Raw genomic sequence first — 25185 nt, forward strand, 5'->3', positions numbered from 1 at the left:
GCATGAATCAAGATTGCAATCTAGCAGATTTATATTTTATTTTTGCAGATAATAAATATGAGGGTTATGTCACCTATGATAAATTCAAAGCACTGATTAATTTTTATGCTTTGTTATACGATAAAGTGATGATTCCCGACACTTATTTTATTAATAATCATCACCTTATTCGGCTCATGATAGAGGATGATGGACTCGAATATATTAATAGGAAGATTATCGTTCCAACGGTAAGAGCCAATACGACTAGTTTAGTTGATGTGTATCAATCGTTTTCAGCTTCCGGAACTCTTATAAACAGAGAGTATGATTCTACAGCCTTCTTAAGTAAATTAGAGCAGATCGATTTACAGAAGGCGATTACTTGGAAGATTGATGATATTTCCAATCATTTTACCTGGAACGTATTAGAACATAGCGATTCGCTGCCGTTAGAACCAAAGGAAAGGCAGCCTTTCTTTGATCACTTTCAGGTGCTTGCAAATGAAAGGGCTTTGACTCGTCAGGAAATGTATCATTATATTTTTAACATCATGAAATTGCCACGCGAAAGTCAACAAACCCTGCAGCGTTATGTAGATATTCATTATAACTTTAACATTCCTAAATTCTTAGGTACATCAGCAGCATATCCAGAAAAAATGACGTTGGAGAAAACAGACGTTTCCCCGGAAAGCGTATATTTTAACCAAAATCCAACTGCTTTACATCAGAATCTACTAATGAAAGAGGAATTTGTTGAAACCAGTCTTTTTAATCAGGGCATTCTTTCAGCACTAACGGCAGAACAAATTAGCCATATTCGTACGTTAAAGGAATACCGAGGTTTTCTTAAAGCATTAAGGAAAGCGGCCCTGCCATCTTCACAAGGTAAGTTGGAGGACCGATTATTCGAGTATGTCTATATTTTTGAAAAAGAGTTGCCTACGATTATCTCAAACGATATTCGTGATTCTTTTAAAAAAGAAAAACGAAAATTAACAATCCAAACTCTTGGGAGAGATACAGTTTCTACGGATGGGGTGGGCCAGTTGCTTAGCCTTGCCGTAGAGGGAGTTACTGAATTTGTAGGAGGAAAATTAATAGGGAACTTGGTAAATATTTTACTAAAGCCTTTATCGTCCAAAACAGAGTTAGAAATCAAAAAACTAGAGCTTCAAGGTCAAAGACAAATTGCTAAGTTAAAAACCAATGAGGGGATACTTGATACAATGAAGTCCTTTTCAATCAATACACTTGGATCAAATTGAGGAGACAACCACTATGACATCCATCTATCAGAATCCTTATTTTAATGTAAAAGTCGACCGTGATATCCTGTCGCTAGAAAATAAGCTCGGGGGCTCAGCCATTTTGCCGGTAACTCCTGAGGTGAAAATTATGTTGCTCCATATCTACCGTCCTGCCATTCAATCCTATTCCCTGGAGATCCCTCGTGGTTTCGGCGAGATAGGAGAAGCACCGGAAGAAACAGCCAAAAGAGAAATCATGGAAGAAATCTCTTGCGGCTGTAAACGGATTGAATCGTTAGGAACAATGTATGTTGACTCTGGATTGATGAATACGAAAGTAAATCTGTTTATTGGGCTTGGTACTACTAGAGTCAAAGATGAAGTTCAAAAAGCAGAAGGAATTAAGGAAGTGCAGCTTTTTAGTTATGATGAAGTACGCGCTATGGCATTAAACGGCCAAATCAACGACTCCTTTACCCTGGCCGCCATCCTCCGGTCGTGGAACCACCCGGTTTTTGGTTCATAAGTGGTTCATAGGTTTGGTGCATAGGGATGGTTCTTGTGTTTCATTTTGATTAGGGGGGACGGTTCTCGTGTTTCATTTTTAATAGAATCAGTTAGAGGGATTGGGAACGGAAGAACCGTCCCTAAGTAACAGACCTAAGTAACAGAAAAGGGGAAAGTAATGTGAGAAATAGTAAAAGGCGGACCATTTTATTAATTGTGATAATGTTATTTTTCCAATGTTTTAATTTAAATCTATTATTTGATTCAAATGCTGACATTGTTAGTGCCGAAGAAAGTGGTCAACATCTTGTGGAGGTGCCTGATGGATTTGTTGGTATATATTCCATCTCTGATTTAAATAGGGTTCGAGACAATCTTAGCGGGAAATATATTTTAATGAATGATCTGGATTTATCTGTCGCCACATCAGAAGGTGGAGATTTTTATAACGTCGGGGCCGGGTGGAATCCAATTGGTTCAGAGGCTACCCCGTTTACTGGGGTTTTCGATGGAAATGGCTTTAAAATTATTGGGATGAAAGTGCATTTAATAACGGATCAAAAAGCTTATGCAGGTTTGTTTGGATATGTAAAAGGCGCAGCAATTTCCAATTTAGGAATGGATAGTAGTTTGATAACAGTAGATAATCAATCACTGGATTCAGCAACTTCGATTGCATATGCCGGTGGAATTGTTGGATATGCAAAAGACTTAACTATCACTAATTCTTATAATACTGGAGATATTCAGACTACATCATTATTCAACGAGACCTATGCCGGAGGCTTAATCGGATATCTGGACTCCAGTTACAATAAAACTTCAACAGTAACTAATTCCTATAACACTGGTGATATTAATTCCAAAGCTTACTCCGGTGGGATAGCGGGGAAAATCTACCGTACTAATTTAACAAATATCGATAATTCAGGTGATATTAATCTAGCAAGTAACATTAGTAGATATGTAGGTGGAATTGTTGGATATGGGAGCTATGCGAATATAACCGGAAGCAGTAATAGCGGGAGCATCGAATATGTCGATAACGGTGGGGGAATTGCGGGTTATCTTTCAAACTCAAAAATAGACTCTTCCTATAATAACGGGGATTTAACCGGAGCTGTCAGCTTTTCTACAGCGGGTGGAATTGTCGGGAGCATCTCAACGTCCTCTTCGATTAGCAACTCTTATAATAAAGGAAAGATTAGCAGTAATGCGGATTACTCTGATGGGGGCGGGATCGCAGGGACATTATCGAGTAATTCTTCGATAATGAAGTCATATAATCAGGGAGATATAACAGTAGATTCCTCTGCGGGAGGAATTGTAGGTGAATTGTTTAGTTCCATCATTGTCCAAGCGTATAATTCAGGAAAAATATATGGATTTTGGTCAGGAGGAATTAACGGATATGCCTCTGGGGGGACAGTTAAAAACGCTTTTAATATCGGAGGTATAGGGGCAGACTATTGTTCCGGTGGGATTGCCGGTAAAGCTTCAAACCTAACCATTCAAAATAGTTATAACATTAGTATGGTAAGCCACTCTTACTGGAATGGTTCTAGTGGAGCAATAGCTGGGGAATTTGCTGGAACGCTTATTAATAATTATTATCTTGATAATATGTATAAAGGTGTTGGAGCGGGCATTGAAGAGGGGACAATGAAAAAGTCTTTTCCAGAAATGACCTCTCCGGAGACGTTTACTGGATTTGATTTTGCAACAATCTGGACAACAGGGCAAAACTATCAATTTCATTTCCCAGAGCTTACTGGCATGGAGCTTGGTGGTCAGGAAAAAGCAGTGAAAATTACGATGAAATCGTTACCCGAAAAAACAGTCTATATTCAAGGTGAAGAATTGGATGTAACCGGAGCAAGTATAACTGTTCTGACCAATTACGGTAATGTAATGGATAAAACGGTGACTCGGGAAATGGTAGGTTCCTATTATAAAGATGATGTGGGGACACAATCATTGATCGTAACGTATGAAGGAGTTAAGACGTCTTTTACCGTCACGGTTGAAAAAGATGTAACTCCGCCGGAAAAGCCTATTGTTAATGAAGTGACGGACTTTTCAACAAATGTACAAGGTAAGGCGGAGCCGGGGTCGACGATATGGATTAAAAGAAGTTCAACTGGAACTACGATCGGCAAAGGTACAGCATCCGCAGATGGGACATTCGATATACCGATATCCGTTCAGCCATCAGGAAGATTATTATTGATCCAAGCGGTGGACAAGTATTATAACTGGAGTGAAGCAGCCGAGGTATGGGTAAAGGATACCATTCCTCCGGCAAAACCGATTGTCAATAAAGTGACCGACCAATCGATAACGATTACAGGATCTGCAGAAGGAAGTTCCTTCGTTTATGCCAAAGTGGGAGATCAAGAATGGATTACTGTGTCTGATCAATACGGCAACTTTAAGATTGACATTCCCAAGCTAAAGGGCGGAACTGTTATAGAAGTTTGGGTATGCGATTCCTCGTGGAACGAAAGCGAAAAGGTAAACGTGACGGTCGTGCCTGTTTCGGCGCCAACAAATTTTAAGGCCGTTTCAAGCACTTACAATAGTGCAAAATTAACCTGGACGGCAGTCAGCGGCGCTTCGGGGTATGAAATTTATCGAGCTACATCAAGTACAGGTACCTATACAAAAATAGCAACAACTACAAGTACTTCTTATCTAAATACAGGTTTGGACACAGGTAAAACCTATTACTATAAAGTAAGAGCTTATTCGACGGGAACATCAACCAATTATACGAGTTTTAGTTCTGTCGTCTCTGTAAAGCCGGTGCTGTTAACACCAATTTCAGTAAAGGCGACTTCATTGTCTTACAATAGTATTAAAACGAGCTGGGCAGCTGTAAGTGGAGCGAATGGGTATGAGGTATTTCGAGCAACTTCAAGTACAGGAACGTATTCTCTTATTGGAACAACAACGTCAACTAGTTTTAATAATGGTGGATTGACAACGAATAAGTTATATTTTTATAAAGTTAGGGCTTATCGTACAGTTGGAAGTACGAAGGTTTATAGTAATTATTCTAGTATAGTTTCAGTTAAACCCATCCCTTCGGTGCCAACGAATTTCAAGGCAACGAGAGTAAGTTCAACCAGCCTTAAGCTAACATGGAGTTCAGTTACTTGCGCGAGCGGCTACGAAATTTACAGAGCTACATCAAGTACAGGAACCTACAGCCTCCTAAAAAGCACAACGTCCTTATACTATAATAATAGTAGTTTAACAACTGGAAGGACATATTATTACAAATTAAGAGCTTATAGAACTGTTGGCACAACTAAGGTATATAGCGGTTGGACAACTGTAATTAGTGCGAAACCTTGATAGGTGAATAGAGTTTAGTAATAAGAAAGAGCCTACCATCAAAATGATCAAATAAGATGGTGGGTTTTTTCTTTTAAATTTGTACTCTATTTTTCTTTTTGTTTTTGCAATATAATGAAGTGGAAAATGTTAATCTACCATTTTATAGGAGTTCTAGTAATTGATAGTATATCAAGAGATTGGGAACAGAAGAACCGTCCCTATGTATCACAAGGGGAACGGGAGAACCGTCCCTAAGGAGGAGAAAATCTATTGAAGCTGTTTTATAAGATAGGAACGTATATGATCATTTTTGCTCTACTGTTAAGTTATGTTCCTGCCAACATAATAGTGGGCGAGTTCAACCCGATTAAAGAAACGAAGGCTTCTGTTTTATTATCTAGAGAAGCTGCAAAAAAGTTTGAGGGGAATATTGCTGCAGGTTATCGAAATACTTCTTACATCCGAGCAGATGGGACAGTAGCTTCAACGGGGTATAACGGCTCAGGCCAAATAAACACCGGTGATTGGAATGATATTGTTAAAGTGGCTCCAGGCTTTTATCACACTGTCGGTTTAAAAAGCAACGGAACTGTCGTTGCAACAGGTCATAATCCTGATGGGCGAACGGAATTGACAGGATGGACGAATATCGTGGACATTGCAGCAGGGGATGGTTTTTCAGTGGGATTAACAAGGGATGGATCCATTGTTGCTGCTGGAGAAGAATCATCTTTTCGTGCAAATTTTAGTGATGCTAATGGGATTACTGCCATTGCAGCCGGGATGGAACATACGGTTGGCTTGAAAAACGATGGAACTGTAGTGGCTGCTGGCGATTATTCCTTTGGACAAGCAAATGTCACGGATTGGAAGGATATTGCTTCAGTCGTTGCCGGTGGCTATCATACTGTCGGTTTAAAAAAGGATGGCACAGTGGTTGCCGCAGGAGATAACAGATTTGGTCAGTTAGATGTTAATGAATGGACAGACATTGTCTCTATTTCTACTAGCAGTACGGTAACACTGGGATTGAAAAGTGATGGCACCGTGGTTGCGGCTGGGTTTGATGGGTATTCTCAAAAGGCTGTATCTGATTGGAACAATATTGTTGCCATATCAGCAGGATATGAACATGTAATTGGTTTGAAAAGTGACGGTACCATTTTAACAGCTGGATACAGTGATTTTGGGCAAAGGGCTGTGAATGATTGGAATGATATAAAGTCTATATCTGCCGCCGGTTTTCAAACAGTTGGATTGAAAACGGATGGAACTGTAGTTGGAACAGGGAATAATGATTATGGTCAGCTTAATATAAGCGGCTGGAGTGGGATTAAAGCAGTTGCAGCTGGGTTTCATCACACTGTGGGCTTGAAAGAAGACGGAACTGTAGTAGCAACTGGGATGAATTCTTCCGGTCAGCTAAACGTCGGTGAATGGAAGGACATCGTAGCGGTCGTAGCAGGGATACAGTATACTGCTGGTTTAAAGAGTGATGGAACTGTGGTAGCGACTGGCTATGATTTTCAAGGACTAATCTCAGATGTTGGATACTGGAGTGATATCGTTGCTCTTTACGGCGGTGAATCCCATATTTTTGGAATAAAAAGTGATGGGACTGTTATTGGTTCAGGGACGAACCAAGAGGGCGGACAAAAAAATGTAGGAAATTGGACTAATATAGTCGCTGTTGCAACAGGGAATTCCCATACTGTTGGACTGAAAGACGACGGGACGTTGGTATTTGTCGGCTATGACAGCTATGGACTAATCTCGGATGCAAGAGAATGGACGAATATTATAGCGATTTCTGCCTGTCGGGATCATCAAGTTGGTTTGAAAAACGATGGTACAGTCGTTGCAAATGGTGATTTTACAGATGGGGCAAAAAATATTAGTCAGTGGAAAGATATTGTTGCCATCAGTAGTGGATACAATCATGTTGTCGGGTTAAAAAGAGATGGAACCGTTGTAGCAACCAGGAATATTCCGGACGATCAAATTCTAAGTACTGAGAATATTTCAGTGAATAAGAAGGTTGTAAAACCTAATGATTTAGTAAATATTGATCTGAGAAATAATGGGTTATACACCATTCAGGATAATCAATTCCAACTTATGAATGGGGACACCGTTTTATTTGATGGACAAATGACTATCGATGGTGAAACGGACCGTGCTATTTCATATACAGTAAAACCAAGTGATATTGGAAATATTACGCTAAAGTTTCCTGGTGTTTACGATTTATTCGGAAATCCGGTAACAAAACAAAATGCATTTCAAGTCATTCCCTTACAATCATTAGTCTCCTCAAAAATACAGACAAAATCGGGAGATAAAATTACCTTAACAGCTACTTTTTATCAAAGTGTCAAACCTGATTTTACAGTGGAATTGAGCGGGGGAGCAGATTTACAGGCAACACAAATGAATGAAGTGGTGGGAAGTAATGGCACAAAATTTACTCTCGACTACACAGTGCCAAGTAATTATGTAGAAGGTCAAGTTGATGCTGCTGTACAAAATGTAACAACGGCAGATGGTACTGTATATGGCAGTTATACAGAAAATGCTGTTTTCGCAAAAACGAATAATCCACTCCCTATCCAATCGCTTACCGCATCAAAGACGCTTGGTAAAATAGGGGACAAAATAACGATTACTGCAGATTTCTCAGAAAGTGTTAAACCAGGTGTTCAGATCACGCTTGTTGGGGAAAATTTCACGCTACCGTCAGCGACAATGACGGAAGTAACCGGTAGTAATGGTAAAAAGTATATCTATACCTACCCGGTTGTGGTAAATGTCAACGGCCCAATCTCTGCCCATATTACCAATGCTTATGACCAAAATGGAAGCTTGTATGGAGAATATCAACATTCTAATTTATTTGTATCAGACGGCATGCCTCCATATGTTAAAGGAATGTCGGCCTCGGCAACCACTGGTAAACTTGGTGATAAAGTAGTTATTACTGCAACGTTCTCTGAGCCGATAAAACCGATTGTAAAACTATCATTCTATTATGGTGCTGTTTTATCGCCTACTGTAATGAAAGAAGTTCCCGGTACAAATCAAACCCAATATAGTTACGAATATACAATTGACCAATATGCTACAGGTCCGGTTTATGCAGACATTCGAGATGTTGAGGACTTAGCGGGCAATAAATACCCTGGTATTAATCGGGATGGCAGGTACTTTACCTTTAATTTATTTAATCCAGATGGTGTGAAACCAACTGTTCAAACCTTTTCTTCCGATAAAAACATATACGAAGCAGGGGATGTTGCATCCTTCACGGCCACATTAAGTGAACCGGTAAAATCGGGAGTGAAGATCAAGTTATCCGGGGCCATTAATGAAGAGTATGAAATGACTCAGGTGGATGGCAAAACGTATGAGTTTTATTATGTCATTCCGAATGATCTATTTGGAAATGTGAATGTGGAGTTGCTTAATATTGAGGATTTAGTAGGGAATACCAATCAGTATTCAAAATCTAACGCCTTTTTTATCAGTGATCCAACAAATGCAAAACTATCAGCCATTTCAATAAAATCGGGAACGGTAACCTATCCATTATCACCAAGCTTTTCACCGGAAGTCTATGAATATCGTACGACCGTTCCAAGTATTGTTTCCAGCATTAATGTTGGAGCAATTACCGAAGACCTAAACGCATCTGTAACAGGGCTTGGAACTGTAAATGTCAAACTGGGTGATAATGTCATTTTGTTAACATCAACTTCAAAAGATGGTACGAAAAAGACGTATAAGCTCATCGTAACAGTAAAAGATATTGCACCAACAAACGTTAAGGCAAGCTCTAATTCTTATAATAGCGTTAAACTCACTTGGTCTGCAGTAAGCGGGGCATCGGGATATGAGATTTATAGATCTACATCCAGCACAGGAACTTTTTCTAAAATAGCATCTACTGCGAGTACCGCCTATATCAATACATCAGTGAACACGGGAACTACTTATTACTATAAAGTTCGAGCCTACAAGACTGGAACAACAACGAAATATAGTAAATTTAGTTCAGTCGTTTCTGCTAAACCGATTCCGGCAACGCCGAGTTCAGTTAAAGCAGCTTCATCGTCTTACAATAGTATAAAAACAAGCTGGGCTGCAGTAGCTGGTGCAAGCGGGTATGAGGTTTACCGGGCCACATCCAGCACAGGAACTTACTCACGGATCGGAACGACGACCGCAACTAGCTATAATAATACCGGTCTGACAACAAATAAATCTTATTTTTATAAAGTTCGGGCTTATCGAACCGTTGGGACTACGAAGGTTTATAGTAATTATTCAAGTGTGGTTTCAGCCAAACCGATCCCTTCGGTACCAACGAATTTCAAGGCAACTAGAGTAAGCTCAACCAGCCTTAAGCTAACATGGAGTTCAGTTTCCGGGGCAAGCGGTTATGAAATATACAGAGCTACATCCAGCACGGGAACTTACAGCCTCCTAAAAAGTACGGCATCTTTATACTATACGAACAGTAGCTTAACAACAGGAAAGACTTATTTTTATAAAGCTAGGGCTTATAGAATGGTTGGAACAACAAAGGTATATAGTGGGTGGACAACAGTGATTAGTGCAAGACCTTGATACAGGGGGACGGTTCTCTTGTTGCTTTTTTTAATTTATTAGGTAATGCCTTTATGTGTACGTAATAGACTGCTATATTCAAAAAATGGTTTATTAAAAATAAAAAAAGAAGTAAGTGGCTGACACAAAAAGACGTTAATTTACGGCACTTTTGTGTCAGTTTTTTGTGTCAGGATTTTCGGTGAGCAACTTGGTATACTAAGATCCGGTCTGGTACGCCCGAGTTTCTTGTTTCACAGCTTTGTATAAAATGGTGCAAAACACGCTTCGAAGATAAAGCTTCCCCCTGTCTTTCAAAATATTTTCCTTGCCTATAATAAGGTTAATATTAAAAGACTTAGCCTAATAAATAACTCGGCTAAGTCTTTATGTAAGAAAATTAATCTTGTTAGAGATGTAATAGCTGAAACCTTAATGCCTATACGCTATGACAGTAGAATAATTACCATAAACATACTTTCCATCAACTACTCGATAAGCCACCACTTTATAGTAATATGTTCCTGCTTTCATGCTTTTATTAGTAAAACTAGTAGTACTACCGCTCGTTACAGTGCCTACTAAACTATATGTTCCAGTTTTTGAGGTTGAACGGTAAACCTTATAGCCAGTAGCACCATCAATTTTTGACCAAGATAAGGTCATACTATAAGTGTTGATTTTTTTTGCGGATATAATAACTGGTGTTCCGGGTATTGCTTTACCGCTTATATACTTAGTGTACGGGCTATATACCTTGGTTCCATTAATGGTACGATAAGCTCTTACTTTATAGTAATACGTTTTTCCTGTTATGACTCCACTATTTGTAAAGCTTAGAGTACCCCCACTAGTCACAGTTCCTACTTTACTATAGGTTGTGGAGCTAGATGTACTTCGATAAATTTCATACCCAGAGGCTTCAGGAACACTGAACCAACTTACTTTAATTTTATTGTAACCGGATGACGCTGCTTTAATAGCTGAATTAACCACGGTTGTATATTTAGTAGAACTGGTATTGCCTGCATTATCTATAGTATAAACACCGATTTTTGTGCCGGCTATTTGTGATTTTATGGTGATACTATATTTCCCGTCTTTTGCTGTTGTTTCACCCAGCTTGGTTGATCCTGCCACAGCATAGACCTTTGTATTAGATGGGGCTTTTCCTGTAAGGACAACGCCTGTATCATAAATTGGGTCAACGCTTGGTGTTTTATCAATAAAGCTTGCCTTTATGCGATAGGTTGCGCTTGATATTCCACTCCAATAATCTGGATCAACATAAACGTAGTATGTTCCTTTTGCTAACTGTGCTTGTACTATTGTACCATCCCCCGAAACCGAATGAGCATGATCTTTAGAATTACCATAGCTATCAACAAGGTTAATATAGTAATCAGCAGTATTGTTATCAAGTGTGATAGTAGCAGTTCCATCAGCATTCGTTGTGAATTGATATACATCTCGATCAATCTCTGTATCACTACTTGACGAATACAGTTTGTTTGAGGTCATCTTCATGCTGGTTTCGGCCGTGTCATTTGTTTCATATGTTGTTGTATTTCTTGTAAATGAAGAAGAGTAGGTTGCCTTTAATCGATAGGTAGCGCTTGTGACTCCACTCCAATAATTAGATTCGACAGACAGATAATACGTTCCTTTTACGACATTGGCATATAAATAAGAGCTATCCCCAGATTTTACAAAATCGTAAGCAACAGAATGGCCATTGCTATCTGTAAGATTTATATAAAATTCAGCTGTGTTACTATCAAATGTAATGTATACTTCGCCATCTGTATTAGTGGTGAAATTATAGACATCTCGATCAATATCCGTTTCAGCTTTTGAACTATAATACTGTCCATTAGCGATAGTCATACTGGTATACGCCGTGTCATTCGGTTCAAAAGTGGTCACATTTCTTGTAAATGTTGATGCGTAGGTAGCTTTTATTCGATAGGAGGCACTTGTAATTCCATCCCAATAATATGGACTTAGTTCAAGATAATATGTTCCTTTCTCGAGGTTGTCAGATAAAACAGTATTATCTCCTGGAGACACGTAATCGTAGTCTAAAGTATTGCCATAAATATCTACTAATTTAAAATAAAAGTCACCTGTTATTTGATCAAGTGTTATGTAAGCTGGCCCATCTTCTTCTGTTGTGAATTGATATGTATGATTCTCAGATTTGGTTATTTGCCCTGTAATCGGAGTACCATTTGAAATAGTGGTTTCTTCAGCAAAAGCAAAACTACCAAACAACATGGTCAAGAAGAAAGCTAAGAAACTAGCACGGATAATCATTTTCACATTTATAATCTCCTTTACAATAATTTCAAATATTTTATTATTTTACCATAATGGTAGGACATTTTGCTCATACCTTATTTATGTTCAAAAACATGACTAATTTGTTTTTTAATTTAATCAATTTCACACCCCTGAAAATTCTTCTAAAAAAAGACAAGCCACTTAAACCCAACCAATTCACTCTTCGAAAAATCCTGGCTTATACTTCGCAACCCACCGTTCTAAGTGAAGCTGAAACTCATCCATAGACTCAAACCTAGAAAAAAATCAAAATCTGGCGCCTGACCCCCAGCGCGTTAACGCATTAACGTGCCGGGGGTCAGGCGCTATTTTATTTAAACCAAAAAACTATGTAAGATTATATTACACAAGCTTTGACCACTTCTATTCTCCAGACTAAACTGATTAATAAATCCACAAAAAACAACAAGAAAGCAACATAACATGCAAGGAATTCCGGAAAAACCAAATGAATTTTACTATCCTCTAAATTCAATGGGATAAAATGTTACAAATGATCAGGAGGGCAAAAGATGATATCTAAAAACGTATTAGAAAAGCAATCCGTACTTGATAAGTCCATCAAATGGTGGAATCCCGGAAAAACAACGCAGTGGCAAAGAGATGGCGTCGATTTAGTGATCGGGAAACGGGAGGGATACTACTTTTACGATTTAAACGGGAAACAACTGATGGATGTCCATCTAAATGGGGGGACCTATAACCTCGGTCACCGCAATCCCGAAATTATTGCAGCTTTACAGGATGGAATGAAGGAATTTGATATCGGGAATCATCATTTCCCGTCCGTTGTTAGAGCCCAACTGGCAGAACAGCTTTACAACGTTACTCCCGAAAACCTTAAGTATTCCATTTTTTCAAGTGGTGGCAGTGAAGCCATCGATGTGGCTTTGAAATGTGCACGATATACCACGAAACGAAAGAAAATTATCTCTATCCAAAATGGCTATCACGGACACAGCGGATTAGCCGTTTCAATCGGCAATGAACGATATTCCCGTCCGTTTTTAAGTGAAGGAAGTCCTGAAGAATTCGTAAAAGTACCATTTAATGACATAGAAGCAATGGAACAAGCCCTCGCTAAAGAGGATGCGGCCTGTGTCATTATCGAAACGATCCCGGCTACTTATGGCTTCCCACTCCCCGAAGACGGCTATTTAGCCAAAGTGAAAAGCTTATGCGAAAAATACGGTTCCCTTTATATTGCGGACGAAGTGCAAACAGGGCTTATGCGTACTGGTGAAATGTGGGGCATTGAACATTATCGTGTCAAGCCGGACATTTTGGTTACCTCGAAGGGTTTTAGCGGCGGAATATATCCAATCGCAGCAACCGTTGTCAATGAGAAAGCCGGTCAGTGGATGAATGAAGACGGATTTGCTCATATTTCCACATTTGGCGGTTCCGAGTTAGGCTGCATCGTCGCGATGAAGGTGCTTGAAATTACCCAAAGAAACGAAGTAAAGCAAAATGTCCAGTTTGTTTCCCGTTACCTCCGTGAAGGACTTGAAACCATCAAAGCCACTTACCCCGAGTTTTTTGTAGACATCCGCCAACTAGGAACGGTAATGGGACTTGAGTTTAACCATCCTGAAGGAGCGAAACATGTAATGCGCTCGCTTTATGAAAATGGTGTTTGGGCTATTTACTCCATGCTTGACCCAAGAATTCTTCAGTTTAAGCCGGGCCTATTAATCGACAAAGACTATTGTGATGAGCTGCTGGCACGGGTTGAGAAGAGTATCAAGCAGGCTTCGATTCATATAAAATAACAAATTTAAAAAGAAAGGAGATTGTCCCGATGACTGCAATGGAAAATCCTGCTCCCTACGATCCATTACAATTCTTTCATAAGCTTGCAGAACAGGCGCTGACAAAATATCAATATACAAAAAACGCAACAGTAAGACTATTAAATTATTCCGAGAACATTACTTATCTTGTAGAAAGCAACGAAGCACCGTACAGATCGGTATTAAGGGTCAATCGCCCGGGATACCATTCTAAAGAAGAGCTTGAGGCCGAGCTTATCTGGATCGAAGCGATTCTGAGTAACTCCAGCATTGTCGTTCCGGAACCTATTGCCGGGACAAATGGCGAATATGTCCAAGTCATCACCAGAGACCAGCAAGGTAATCCGTACCACTGCGTCATGTTCACCTTTTTAGATGGAAGAGCACCTGATGAGGAAAATGAACAAGGGTTGGTAGCAGAATTCGAAAAATTGGGAGAAATAACAGCACGATTACATAATCAATCACAGACCTGGACAACCATAAATCCAATTAACCGACCAACTTGGGACTTCGAAACGATGCTTGGCTCCACACCAAAATGGGGCAGATGGCAGGATGGAATCGAAGTCACTCCAGAGCGGAGGCTGCTGTTCCAAAGGGTTGCAGAAACCATCAAACAAAGACTCTCGAAATTCGGAAAAACCTCAGAACGATACGGGCTCATTCATGCCGATCTTCGCTTGGCAAACCTATTAGTTGAAGACGGTACGATTAAAGTCATCGATTTTGATGACTGTGGCTATAGCTGGTATTTATACGATTTAGCAACTGCACTGAGCTTCATTGAGCATAAGGAAAATGTTCCCGAGTTAATTCAGGCTTGGCTCACCGGCTATAAAAAGCTCCGTTCTATTTCAGAAGAGGAAGAACTGGAAATTCCAACGTTTATCATGCTTCGCAGATTACTCCTCGTTGCCTGGATCGGTTCCCATATTGATAATGATACCGCCAAAAGCATGGGAGCAGCATTTACCGATCAAACGGTAAACTTGGCAGAGAAATATTTATACCAGTTTGGATACTGATTCAATCTTTATTTTTTATAAAAATAAATCAGTTTAGAGGAGGAAAAAGTGATGGCGACAGAAGAAAGAGAACTAGCTGCAGCAGGTCTTACGACAGATATCTCAAAATACGGATATAAGCAAGAGCTTGATCGGACAATGAATGTTTGGCAATTGACAGCGTTTGGACTGAATTATATGGTTCCGATCGCTCCGGCCATTATTTTTGGTATGCTTCTCCAAACATCAGGAGGAACAGTCTCCCTTCCTTACCTACTGGCGGGTTTCGCGATGCTGCTTACAGCCTTCAGCTATTCCGTAATGGTTCGAAACTTTCCGCTTGCTGGTTCCGTTTATAGCTATGTCGGCCGGGGCTGGAATACTCATTTAGGCTTCATTGCCGGCTGGGTCCTCACCTTAGATTACATCCTAATCCCAACGGTAACCGCATCAAGTTCCGCCTACTTTGCACAACAATATTTCCCTGATATTCCTTACTGGGTTCTACTGGCGATTTTTTCTGTTGGAACCGGATTGTTGAACTTATTTGGTGTTGAGTTAATTTCAAAAATGGGCTTGGGGCTTCTGATTCTTGGTGAATTTGTTGTTTGGGTTTCGATTTTAGTTTGGGCCAACGCTGTTCACTCAGACGGTGTCGGTACAGGAACTTTACTAAGTACCCAGCCGTTCGAATTTGCCAGTATTTCGAGCTTAGCGGCCGCAACTTCACTAGCCATCTTCAGCTTCCTAGGTTTTGATGCGATTACCACCTTAGCAGAAGAAACGAAGCGGCCAAAACGCGATATTCCAAGAGCCATCTATTGGTGCATTGGAATTGGTACGATAACAATGGTTGCCTGCGGCTACTTTGGGATGTTGGTTGTTCCGGATTGGCAATCGCACATCAATGATGAAACTTGGGTCAACACGGTCTTGTTCCAGGTCTCCAAAATGACGGGTGGAGAAGGCTTTGGCATCTTTTTTACAGCTGGTTATTTAACCGAATTGGCGGTATTTAATCTAGTTGCCACCGCAGCAGGGGCACGCCTTCTATATGGAATGGGCCGTGACACACTACTGCCAAAGGCTATCTTTGCAAAAGTAAACAAGAAATGGAAAACCCCACACTGGAGCATTCTTATCATCGTTTCAATTGAATTTATTTTAGGTCTTAGCTCAAATATGACAACATTATCAAATCTAGTAAACTATGGTGCATTGTTTGGATTTGCCACACTGAATCTAGCTGTTATTTGGCTCTACTATGTGAAGAAAAAAGGGGAGGCGCCACTAAGTCTTGGTAGCACATCCAATTGGAAGCCAACTGGACTCAGCCATTTCCGATATTTTGCATTGCCTTTGCTAGCGTTTGCCGTGATCGTCTATGTAGCGATTAACATGGATAAATTAGCGTTATTAATTGGATCAGTTTGGTTGGGAGCCGGAATTGTATATTTGTTTGTAAAAACAAAAGGGTTCCGTAAGCTTCCGCCTCACTTAGATGTATAACCGTAACGACTAGAACACAATGAAAGGGGAGAGGTATATGCTAACACCTTTGAATGGAAAAACAGTCATCGTAACTGGATCAAGTAAAGGAATCGGGAAAGGGATTGCAAAGGTTTTTGCTAAACATGGAGCGAATGTCGCCGTCGTTTCTCGTAAGTTAAAAGATACACTTAGCTGCGTGGGGGAAATCCAGGACAATGATGGCATCGCGAAGGGCTTTGAAGCAGATGTTGCCAGTTATGAATCAATGAAAATTTTGGCTGAAGCCGTTACAGAGACTTTCGGAGGCATTGATATTCTTTGTTCCAACGCTGGAATTTTTCCAAACTCATCGATAGAAAATATGACCGCAGCTGAATGGGATACTGTGATGAATACAAATGCAAGGGGTGCTTTGTTTGGGATTCAAGCCTGCCTTCCTTTTTTGAAAAAAGCAGAAACTGGGCGGATCATTCTTACTTCATCGATTACCGGTCCGGTTACCGGCTATAAGGGCTGGTCACATTACGGAGCCAGCAAAGCGGCCCAGCTTGGTTTTATGCGCAGCGCAGCTTTAGAACTAGCACCCTATAATATTACGATAAATGCTGTAATGCCCGGAAATATCATGACTGAGGGTCTTGAGGAAATGGGTGAGGAATATCTGAAAAGCATGGCAGCGACGATCCCGATTAAGCGAATTGGAACGGTGGAGGATATCGCCTATGCTGCATTGTTCCTCGCCTCAAAGGAAGCGAGTTATATTACGGCGCAAACAATTGTTATTGATGGCGGTCAGGTGGTTCCTGAGAGTTTAGAGGCAATGGCTTAAGTATGATTATTTACAACATTTTAATATTAATGTAGAAACCCTCATTTCATGGAGGGTTTTCTTCACCAGAGAGGAGAAAACGATGTCTTTAGCCTATGAAGATCGAAAACGAACAATCTTAAAGAAATTGGTAATAGAAGAAAAAATCTATGTTCCCGACTTAGCTGAGTCCCTCAATGTTTCTTCAGAGACCATTCGCCGTGATTTGGAGCGCCTTGAAAAAGAAGGAAAGCTTCGGAAGGTATATGGGGGAGCAGTTTTAGCTAATGTTGAAACGACAGAACCACCCTTTGAGCAAAAAGCAACCATTAATCAGGCAGAAAAACGTGCCATCGCGAAAGCAGCAGCTGCTTTTATTGAAGATGGCGACATAATCATGATTGGAAATGGCACGACACTATTAGAAATGGTTCGTTTTTTACAGGATAAAAAAAATATAACGTTAGTCACTCATTCAGCTCCGGTATTGAAATCAGCTATTGAGATTTTTAAAGGGAAATTGATCTTTATTGGCGGAGAAGTCGATATTCATCAGCAATCGACACATGGTCCGCTTGCTGAAATGACCTTTAAGCAGCTAAAGGCAAATAAAGCCTTCATTTCTGCAGGTGGTGTTTCAATTGAAGACGGAATCACTGATTATGACTTAAATGAAGCGCATATGTCTCGGCTATTATTGGAAAGATCAGATGAATTATTTGTTCTTGCTGACCATACCAAAATGGGAGAGACAACCTTCGCCCATATTTGCGAACTAAACAAAGTCTCGGCCATCGTTTCAGATTGGAATTGTCCAAATGAATGGAAAGAGCGACTAAAAGAACAAAACATCCCCCTACTACAAGGAAAAAAGGAATAATTGGTGCCTGACCCCCGACGCGTTAAAACGTTAACGCACTGGGGGTCAGGCACCCGGAAAGAACTCTTTAGCTGTTTGGTTAATCCTCCAACTGGAAAGTATGGCTGAAATGAACTTTGCCGTTTTCATCCTTGATTTCTACGGTAGCTTGTTGCGTTGCAGGGTCGACACGGAACACGCCAAAGTTGAAGAAATTCCCTTCAGCATATAATTTTTCAGGGCCGAAGGTTGGGTCCAATGTCCCCGGATTAATCTTTATCGCTCCAATCGGACCGCTCACCAGCTCGTTATAATCTGTTTTTCCATCTTGATTGGCATCGTATTTGATTATCTCGGCAAAATGAACATCTGTTGTCACAAAGAAAACGTTTTTGATTTCATTTTCAATGATAAAATCAGAGATTTTTTTGAACTCGTTCTCAAATCCAGTTGGATCATTAGGATTTACTTGGTTGCCATTCGCCCATCCGTCTCTGGCCATTGCTTTTCCGGTTGGGATCGAAATTGGCACAGAAGAAGCGATTAATTTTACCTTGGCATCTGACTGAAGGAGCTCTTGCTTCAGCCATTGTAGCTGTTCCTCACCAATCATCGTTTTATCCGGTCCATCAGCCTGGGTGTTAGGCGCGCGGTAGCCCCGGTTGTTAAGGATGATCATATCCATTGTATCGCCCCAGGAATATTTCTGATAGAGCTTGTCCGCTTCACTGCGATCATTGGAAATTGGCCAGTAGTCTTTAAATGCGCGTAATCCGGTTGGAGTAAGTGGCTGGGAAGGACCTGAAAAGTCATTAATTACTTCATGGTCATCCCAATAGGAAAATGTTGGTGTTTTTTGCAATAGGCTACGGAACCCTGCATCAGTGCGAATTTCTTTGTATTTTGCCCAGAAATCCTGAACGGTCTTGGAAGGCGGGTTCGGCACAGCCGGTGTAGGGCTATCGGCATAAATGGTGTCTCCGGCGTATAAGAAGAAGTCCGGATTTAATGCAGCCATTGCATTAAAAGACTTATATGGTGGAATCTCCCCGTGGCCGCCCGTATCTCCACCCCAAACCATCGTTACCGGATTCAAGCTGTCTTCTGCAGGTGCTGTTTTGAATGTACCATTTACGGTATAGTTGCTGGAAGCTGCATGTGCCCGGTAATAATAAGTGGTATTCGGGGTTAATCCGTTAACCTCTACATTTACTGTAAAATCATTCACTTCATCCGCAGGGCTTGTTTTAACGATTGTATCGTGTTTAAAGCTGCTGTCAGTTGAAATTTCAAATTGGACTTTTGCGTTTTTATTAGTTCGTGCCCATAAAATCGCTGAAGAATCTGTTACATCGCCGCTCGCTACTCCATGTGAAATGAAAGGCTTGTCCAGTAATTCCTCAAATCGATCAGGGTAGTTTGTGAACTGGCCGTCAACCCCGAGGGAGAGCAGTGATACCATGTCATCCTGAGAATTGACCGTCCAAGGGTGAACCAATAGCTTGTTCTGATGAGCAGCTTGCATTAGCTTCGGAACAACAAGGTCTTTGCTTGGACCAACCCCTGCTGCATATTCAGTGATTCGCTTCATTTCCTGGTAAACATCCTTGCCTGCTAGCATACTTCCTGTATAAAGCTGAATCAGCTTTACATTCGGCACAAGATTATGCAACTTTCGAAGGCTTTCCTCACTGAATGATTCAAGGAAAAGCATTTCATCATCCAAGGCATTGGTCTTTTTCAAGACTTCGATTAATTTTTCTTCCATCCCCGGATAAACATTTGGTGCTTTCGTTTCCATGTAAAGACCGACTTTTTCGTTTCCGTGCTGTTTCACAAATTCAATTGCTTCCTCAAGTGTAGGGACTTGCTCCCCAACGTATTCTGTTTTTGCCTGATTCGGATAGGATTTATTAAACCATGAGCCAGCATCAAGACGCTTGATTTCTTCGAGAGTAAAATCTTTTACCCGCCATGGTGCCCGGTCCGGATAAAGTTCCTTTGCGTTGGTTGTCCGAGCGAGAGTTTCATCATGCAGGGCGATTAAATGACCATCCTTCGTCATTTGTAAATCGAATTCCACATAATCTGCTCCCATGGTCATGGCCTGCTTATAGGCGGCAAGTGTGTGTTCCGGACCGTATGCAGAAGCACCGCGGTGGGCAATAACCGCTACATCAGAGGTAAGTGGCTTTAATGTCGATTGCCCATTATCAGTAGCACTCATTTCAATCGGTTTAGCTAAAACCGCATAAGGAGTTGCTATGGCGGTAGTTAAGGACAAACAAGCAAGCCCAGCTATTAAACTCTTTTTCATATTTTTTTCATCTCCTATAAATTTAATGATTTGATTTTAAAATTATAGGAGGATTATTTAGGGGCTATTAATAGGGTGTGAATATTCTGTAAACTAAGAGGAAACAGTTCTTTCCTCACATCATAATGGATGGGGGTAGGGATAAATGACCTAGTTGAGGGGAGTTCCTGGGGACGGTTCTACTGTATCTCTTTTAATTCGGGGAACATAGTATTTCTACCTCTTGTCCTTTTTACGGTTTGATTATATGTGAACCTCTCTTTCTTCTATTCTTCTTTTTGTTTTTGCAATATAATAAAGTGGTAAATATTAATCTACCATTTTATAGGAGTTCTAGAATTGATAGTATATCAAGAGATTGGGAACAGAAGAACCGTCCCTAAGGAGGAGAAATTCTATTGAAGTTGTTTTATAAGGTAGGAACGTACATGATCATTTTTGCTCTACTGTTAAGTTATGTTCCCGCAAACACAATAATGGGTCATTTCAACACGATTAAAGAAACGAAGGCTTCTGTTTTGTTAACTAGAGAAGCTGCAAAAAAGTTCGAGGGGAAAATTGCTGCGGGTTATCGAAATACCTCTTACATCCGAGCAGATGGGACTGTAGGTTCAACAGGGTATAACGGCTCCGGCCAAATAAACACGGGTGAGTGGAATGATATTGTTAAAGTGGCTCCAGGCTTTTATCACACTGTGGGTTTAAAAAGCAACGGGACTGTCGTTGCAACAGGTCATGATCCTGATGGACGATCGGAAGTGGCTGGATGGACGAATATCGTGGACATTGCAGCAGGGGATGGCTTTTCAGTCGGATTAACAAGGGATGGAGCCATTATTGCAGTTGGAGAAAATGCATCTTTTCGTTCGAATTTCAGTAATGCTAACGGGATTATTGCCATTGCAGCTGGAGTGGAACATACCGTTGGTTTGAAAAACGATGGAACGGTTGTTGCTGCTGGGGTTAATTCTTTTGGACAAGCAAATGTCACGGATTGGAAGGATATTGCTTCAGTCGTTGCCGGTGGCTATCATACAGTCGGTTTAAAAACGGATGGCACAGTAGTTGCGGTAGGAGATAACCAATTTGGTCAGTTAGATGTTAATGAATGGGAAGATATAGTTTCCATTTCCACTAGCTTTACGGTAACACTGGGATTGAAAAGTGATGGAACCGTGGTTGCGGCTGGGTTTGATGGATATTCTCAAAAGGCTGTATCTGATTGGAACAATATTGTTGCCATATCAGCAGGATATGAACATGTAATTGGTTTGAAAAGTGACGGTACCATTTTAACAGCTGGATACAGTGATTTTGGGCAAAGGGCTGTGAATGATTGGAGTGATATAAAGTCTATATCTGCCGGCGGTTTTCAAACAGTTGGCTTGAAAACGGATGGAACAGTAGTTGGAGCAGGAAATAATGATTATGGTCAGCTCAATGTAAGTGGATGGAGCGGGATTAAAGCAGTTGCAGCTGGATTTCATCACACTGTAGGCTTGAAAGAAGACGGAACCGTGGTGGCAACCGGATATAATTCCTCTGGTCAGCTAAACGTCGGTGATTGGAAGGACATCGTAGCGATCGTGGCTGGGATGCAATATACTGCTGGTTTAAAAAGTGATGGGACCGTGGTAGCGACTGGCTATGATTTTCAAGGACTAATCTCAGATGTTGGAAGTTGGAGTGATATTGTCGCACTTTACGGTGGTGAATCCCATATTTTTGGCATAAAAAGTGATGGAACCGTTATTGGTTCCGGGACGAACCAAGAGGGCGGACAAAAAAATGTAGGAAATTGGACGGATATTGTCGCTGTTGCCACAGGGAATTCCCATACTGTTGGGCTGAAGGCTGATGGGACGTTGGTATTTGTCGGCTATAACAGCTATGGGTTAATCTCAGATGCAAGAGAATGGACGAATATTATATCGATTTCTGCCTGTCGGGATCATCAAGTTGGTTTGAAAAACGATGGTACAGTCGTTGCAAATGGTGATTTTACAGATGGGGCAAAAAATATTAGTCAGTGGAAAGATATTATCGCCATCAGTAGTGGTTACAATCATGTTGTGGGGTTAAAAAGAGATGGAACCGTTGTAGCAACCAGGAATATTCCGGACGATCAAATTCTAAGTACTGAGAATATTTCAGTGAATAAGAAGGTTGTAAAACCGACTGATGTAGTAAATATTAAACTCCGAAATAATGGGTTGTATACCATTCAGGATAATCAATTGCAACTTATGAAAGGGGACACTGTTTTATTTGATGGACAAATGAATGTCGAGGATGAAACGGACCGTGCTATTTCATATACAGTAAAACCAAGCGATATTGGAAATATTACGTTAAAGTTTCCTGGTGTTTACGATTTATTCGGAAATCCGGTAACAAGACAAAATGCCTTTCAAGTCATTCCGTTACAATCATTAGTTTCCTCCAAAACACAGACAAAATCGGGAGATAAAATTACTTTAACAGCTACTTTTTATCAAAGTGTAAAGCCTGATTTTACATTGGAGTTGAGGGGGGGAGCAGATTTACAGGCAACACAAATGAATGAAGTGGTCGGAAGCAATGGCACAAAATTTACTCTGGACTACACAGTGCCAAGTAATTATGTGGAAGGTCAAGTTGATGCTGCTGTACAAAATGTAACAACGGTAGATGGTACTGTATATGGCAGTTATACAGAAAATGCTGTTTTCGCAAAAACGAATAATCCACTCCCTATCCAATCACTTACCGCATCAAAGACGCTTGGGAAAATAGGGGACAAAATAACGATTACTGCAGATTTCTCAGAAAGTGTTAAACCAGGTGTTCAGATCACGCTTGTTGGGGAAAATTTCACGCTACCGTCAGCGACAATGACGGAAGTAACCGGCAGTAACGGGAAAAAGTATATCTATACTTATCCGGTTGAGGTGAATGTCAACGGTGCAATCGCTGCTCAAATTAGCAACGCTTATGATCAAAACGGCAGTTTGTATGGAGAATATCAACATTCTAATTTATTTGTATCGGACGGCATGCCTCCATATGTTAAAGGAATGTCGGCCTCGGCAACCACTGGTAAACTGGGTGATAAAGTTGTTATTACTGCAACGTTCTCTGAACCGATAAAACCGATTGTCAAACTTTCATTCTATCATGGTGCTGTTTTATCGCCTACAGTCATGAAAGAAGTTCCCGGTACAAATAAAACTCAATATAGTTACGAATATACAATTGATCAATATGCTACAGGTCCGGTTTATGCAGACATTCGAGATGTTGAGGACTTAGCGGGAAATAAATACCCGGGTATTAACCGGGATGGAAGATATTTTACCTTCAATTTATTTAATCCGGATGGTGTGAAACCAACTGTTCAAACCTTTTCTTCCGATAAAAACATATACGAAGCAGGAGATGTCGCCTCCTTCACCGCCACTTTAAGTGAACCGGTAAAATCGGGTGTGAAGATCAAGTTATCTGGGGCCATTAATGAAGAGTATGAAATGACTCAGGTCGATGGCAAAACTTATGAGTTTTATTATGTCATTCCGAATGATCTATTTGGAAATGTTAATGTGGAGTTGCTTAATATTGAGGATTTAGTAGGGAATACCAATCAGTATTCAAAATCTAACGCCTTTTTTATCAGTGATCCAACAAATGCAAAACTATCTGCCATTTCGATAAAATCGGGAACGGTAACCTATCCGTTATCACCAAGCTTTTCACCGGGGGTGTATGAATACCGTACGACTGTTCCGAGTATACTTTCTAGCATTAATGTTGGAGCCATTACCGAAGATCTAAACACATCAGTAACTGGGCTTGGAACTGTAAATGTCAAACTGGGCGATAATGTCATTTTGTTAACATCAACTTCAAAGGATGGTACGAAAAAGACGTATAAGATCATCGTAACAGTAAAAGATATCGCACCAACAAACGTAAAGGCAAGCTCCAATTCCTATAATAGCGTAAAAATAACTTGGTCTGCAGTAAGTGGGGCTTCAGGATATGAGATTTATAGATCTACATCCAGCACCGGGACTTTTTCTAAAATAGCATCTACTGCCAGTACCTCATATATCAATACATCACTGAACACGGGAACCACTTATTACTATAAAGTTCGAGCCTACAAGACTGGAACAACAACAAAATATAGTAAATTTAGTTCAGTGGTTTCTTCTAAAGCTATTCCGGCAACGCCAAGTTCAGTTAAGGCAGCTTCATCATCTTACAATAGTATTAAAACAAGTTGGGCTGCAGTAACTGGTGCAAGTGGATATGAGGTGTATCGAGCCACATCCAGCACAGGAACTTACTCACGGATCGGAACGACGACCGCGACAAGTTTTAACAATACAGGCCTGACAACAAATAAGTCCTATTATTATAAAGTTAGGGCTTATCGATTAGTTGGAAGTACTAAGGTTTATAGTGGTTATTCTAGTGTGGTTTCGGCCAAACCGATCCCTTCGGTACCAACAAATTTCAAGGCAACAAGAGTAAGCTCAACCAGCCTAAAGCTAACATGGAGTTCAGTTACTGGCGCAAGCGGCTACGAAATTTACAGAGCCACATCCAGCACAAGCACCTACAGCCTCCTAAAAAGCACAACATCTTTGTATTACACAAACAGCAGCCTAACAACTGGAAAAACTTATTATTATAAAGCAAGAGCTTATAGAATGGTTGGAACAACAAAAGTATACAGCGGCTGGACAACAGTGATTAGTGCCAAACCTTGATACAGGGGAAGCAAGGGGACGGTTCTCTTGCTTCTTTTTTATAGGGGGAGGGACGGTTCATGCGAACCTTTCGGTGACGCAAGAACCGTCCCTTTGCGTTTCTTTGGCGGCTTATCATTTTCTGCGG

The 25185-nt window shown here is 40.6% G+C and carries 12 protein-coding genes and 3 pseudogenes; 13 read left to right on the plus strand and 2 right to left on the minus strand.

The features are described from left to right. Positions 1–2: 2 nt before the first annotated feature. From ACI48O_RS09710 to ACI48O_RS09735, 6 genes and pseudogenes are all read left to right on the plus strand, one after another. Positions 3–1250 carry a hypothetical protein gene (locus tag ACI48O_RS09710; protein WP_435561597.1) on the plus strand — a complete coding sequence of 416 codons (1248 nt, stop codon included), beginning with the start codon at positions 3–5 and terminating at the stop codon, positions 1248–1250. Between the two features lie 13 nt (positions 1251–1263). Next, positions 1264–1758: an NUDIX hydrolase gene (locus ACI48O_RS09715; RefSeq protein WP_435561598.1), complete on the plus strand. Its 495-nt coding sequence runs from the start codon at positions 1264–1266 to the stop codon at positions 1756–1758. A 161-nt stretch (positions 1759–1919) separates the two neighbouring features. Beyond that, a complete protein-coding gene (locus ACI48O_RS09720) occupies positions 1920–5099 on the plus strand; it encodes an Ig-like domain-containing protein (protein WP_435561599.1) in 3180 nt (1059 codons plus the stop codon). 282 nt (positions 5100–5381) lie between these two features. Then, positions 5382–5690, plus strand: a pseudogene (locus tag ACI48O_RS09725) (hypothetical protein); the annotation flags it as partial. Positions 5691–5843: 153 nt separating this feature from the next. Further along, positions 5844–6647, plus strand: a pseudogene (locus tag ACI48O_RS09730) (RCC1 domain-containing protein); the annotation flags it as partial. 114 nt (positions 6648–6761) lie between these two features. Continuing rightward, positions 6762–9707, plus strand: coding sequence for a fibronectin type III domain-containing protein (locus ACI48O_RS09735; RefSeq protein ID WP_435561630.1), 2946 nt, complete (start codon positions 6762–6764; stop codon positions 9705–9707). Between the two features lie 411 nt (positions 9708–10118). Here the strand turns inward: ACI48O_RS09735 and ACI48O_RS09740 are convergent, their stop codons facing one another. Next, positions 10119–12002 carry an Ig-like domain-containing protein gene (locus ACI48O_RS09740; protein WP_435561631.1) on the minus strand — a complete coding sequence of 628 codons (1884 nt, stop codon included), beginning with the start codon at positions 12000–12002 and terminating at the stop codon, positions 10119–10121. A gap of 539 nt (positions 12003–12541) precedes the next feature. Between ACI48O_RS09740 and ACI48O_RS09745 the strand changes: the two genes are divergently transcribed. From ACI48O_RS09745 to ACI48O_RS09765, 5 genes are all read left to right on the plus strand, one after another. After that, on the plus strand, positions 12542–13801 hold the full coding sequence (locus tag ACI48O_RS09745; RefSeq protein WP_435561600.1) for a class-III pyridoxal-phosphate-dependent aminotransferase: 1260 nt from the start codon (positions 12542–12544) through the stop codon (positions 13799–13801). A 29-nt stretch (positions 13802–13830) separates the two neighbouring features. Beyond that, positions 13831–14850 carry a phosphotransferase enzyme family protein gene (locus tag ACI48O_RS09750; RefSeq protein WP_435561601.1) on the plus strand — a complete coding sequence of 340 codons (1020 nt, stop codon included), beginning with the start codon at positions 13831–13833 and terminating at the stop codon, positions 14848–14850. A 51-nt stretch (positions 14851–14901) separates the two neighbouring features. After that, positions 14902–16338 (plus strand): APC family permease, encoded by a 1437-nt coding sequence (locus ACI48O_RS09755; protein ID WP_435561602.1) that lies wholly within the window; start codon positions 14902–14904, stop codon positions 16336–16338. Positions 16339–16375: 37 nt separating this feature from the next. After that, positions 16376–17149, plus strand: coding sequence for a 3-oxoacyl-ACP reductase FabG (fabG, locus tag ACI48O_RS09760; RefSeq protein ID WP_435561603.1), 774 nt, complete (start codon positions 16376–16378; stop codon positions 17147–17149). 82 nt (positions 17150–17231) lie between these two features. Further along, the gene (locus ACI48O_RS09765) at positions 17232–18008 is read left to right on the plus strand and encodes a DeoR/GlpR family DNA-binding transcription regulator (protein WP_435561604.1); all 777 of its coding nucleotides are present in this window, start codon (positions 17232–17234) and stop codon (positions 18006–18008) included. A 79-nt stretch (positions 18009–18087) separates the two neighbouring features. Here ACI48O_RS09765 and ACI48O_RS09770 read toward each other — a convergent pair whose 3' ends face one another. Next, positions 18088–20304, minus strand: a complete 2217-nt coding sequence (locus ACI48O_RS09770) for a glycerophosphodiester phosphodiesterase family protein (RefSeq protein ID WP_435561605.1) — start codon at positions 20302–20304, stop codon at positions 18088–18090. An 890-nt stretch (positions 20305–21194) separates the two neighbouring features. Here ACI48O_RS09770 and ACI48O_RS09775 point away from each other — a divergent pair. Together ACI48O_RS09775 and ACI48O_RS09780 are read left to right on the plus strand one after the other, a co-directional pair. Further along, a pseudogene (locus ACI48O_RS09775) lies at positions 21195–21998 on the plus strand (RCC1 domain-containing protein); the annotation flags it as partial. Between the two features lie 114 nt (positions 21999–22112). Continuing rightward, positions 22113–25058 carry a fibronectin type III domain-containing protein gene (locus ACI48O_RS09780; RefSeq protein WP_435561632.1) on the plus strand — a complete coding sequence of 982 codons (2946 nt, stop codon included), beginning with the start codon at positions 22113–22115 and terminating at the stop codon, positions 25056–25058. Positions 25059–25185: the final 127 nt, after the last annotated feature.

The organism is Neobacillus terrisolis (assembly GCF_051233475.1).
Taxonomy (GTDB): Bacteria; Bacillota; Bacilli; order Bacillales; family Cytobacillaceae; genus Bacillus_BU.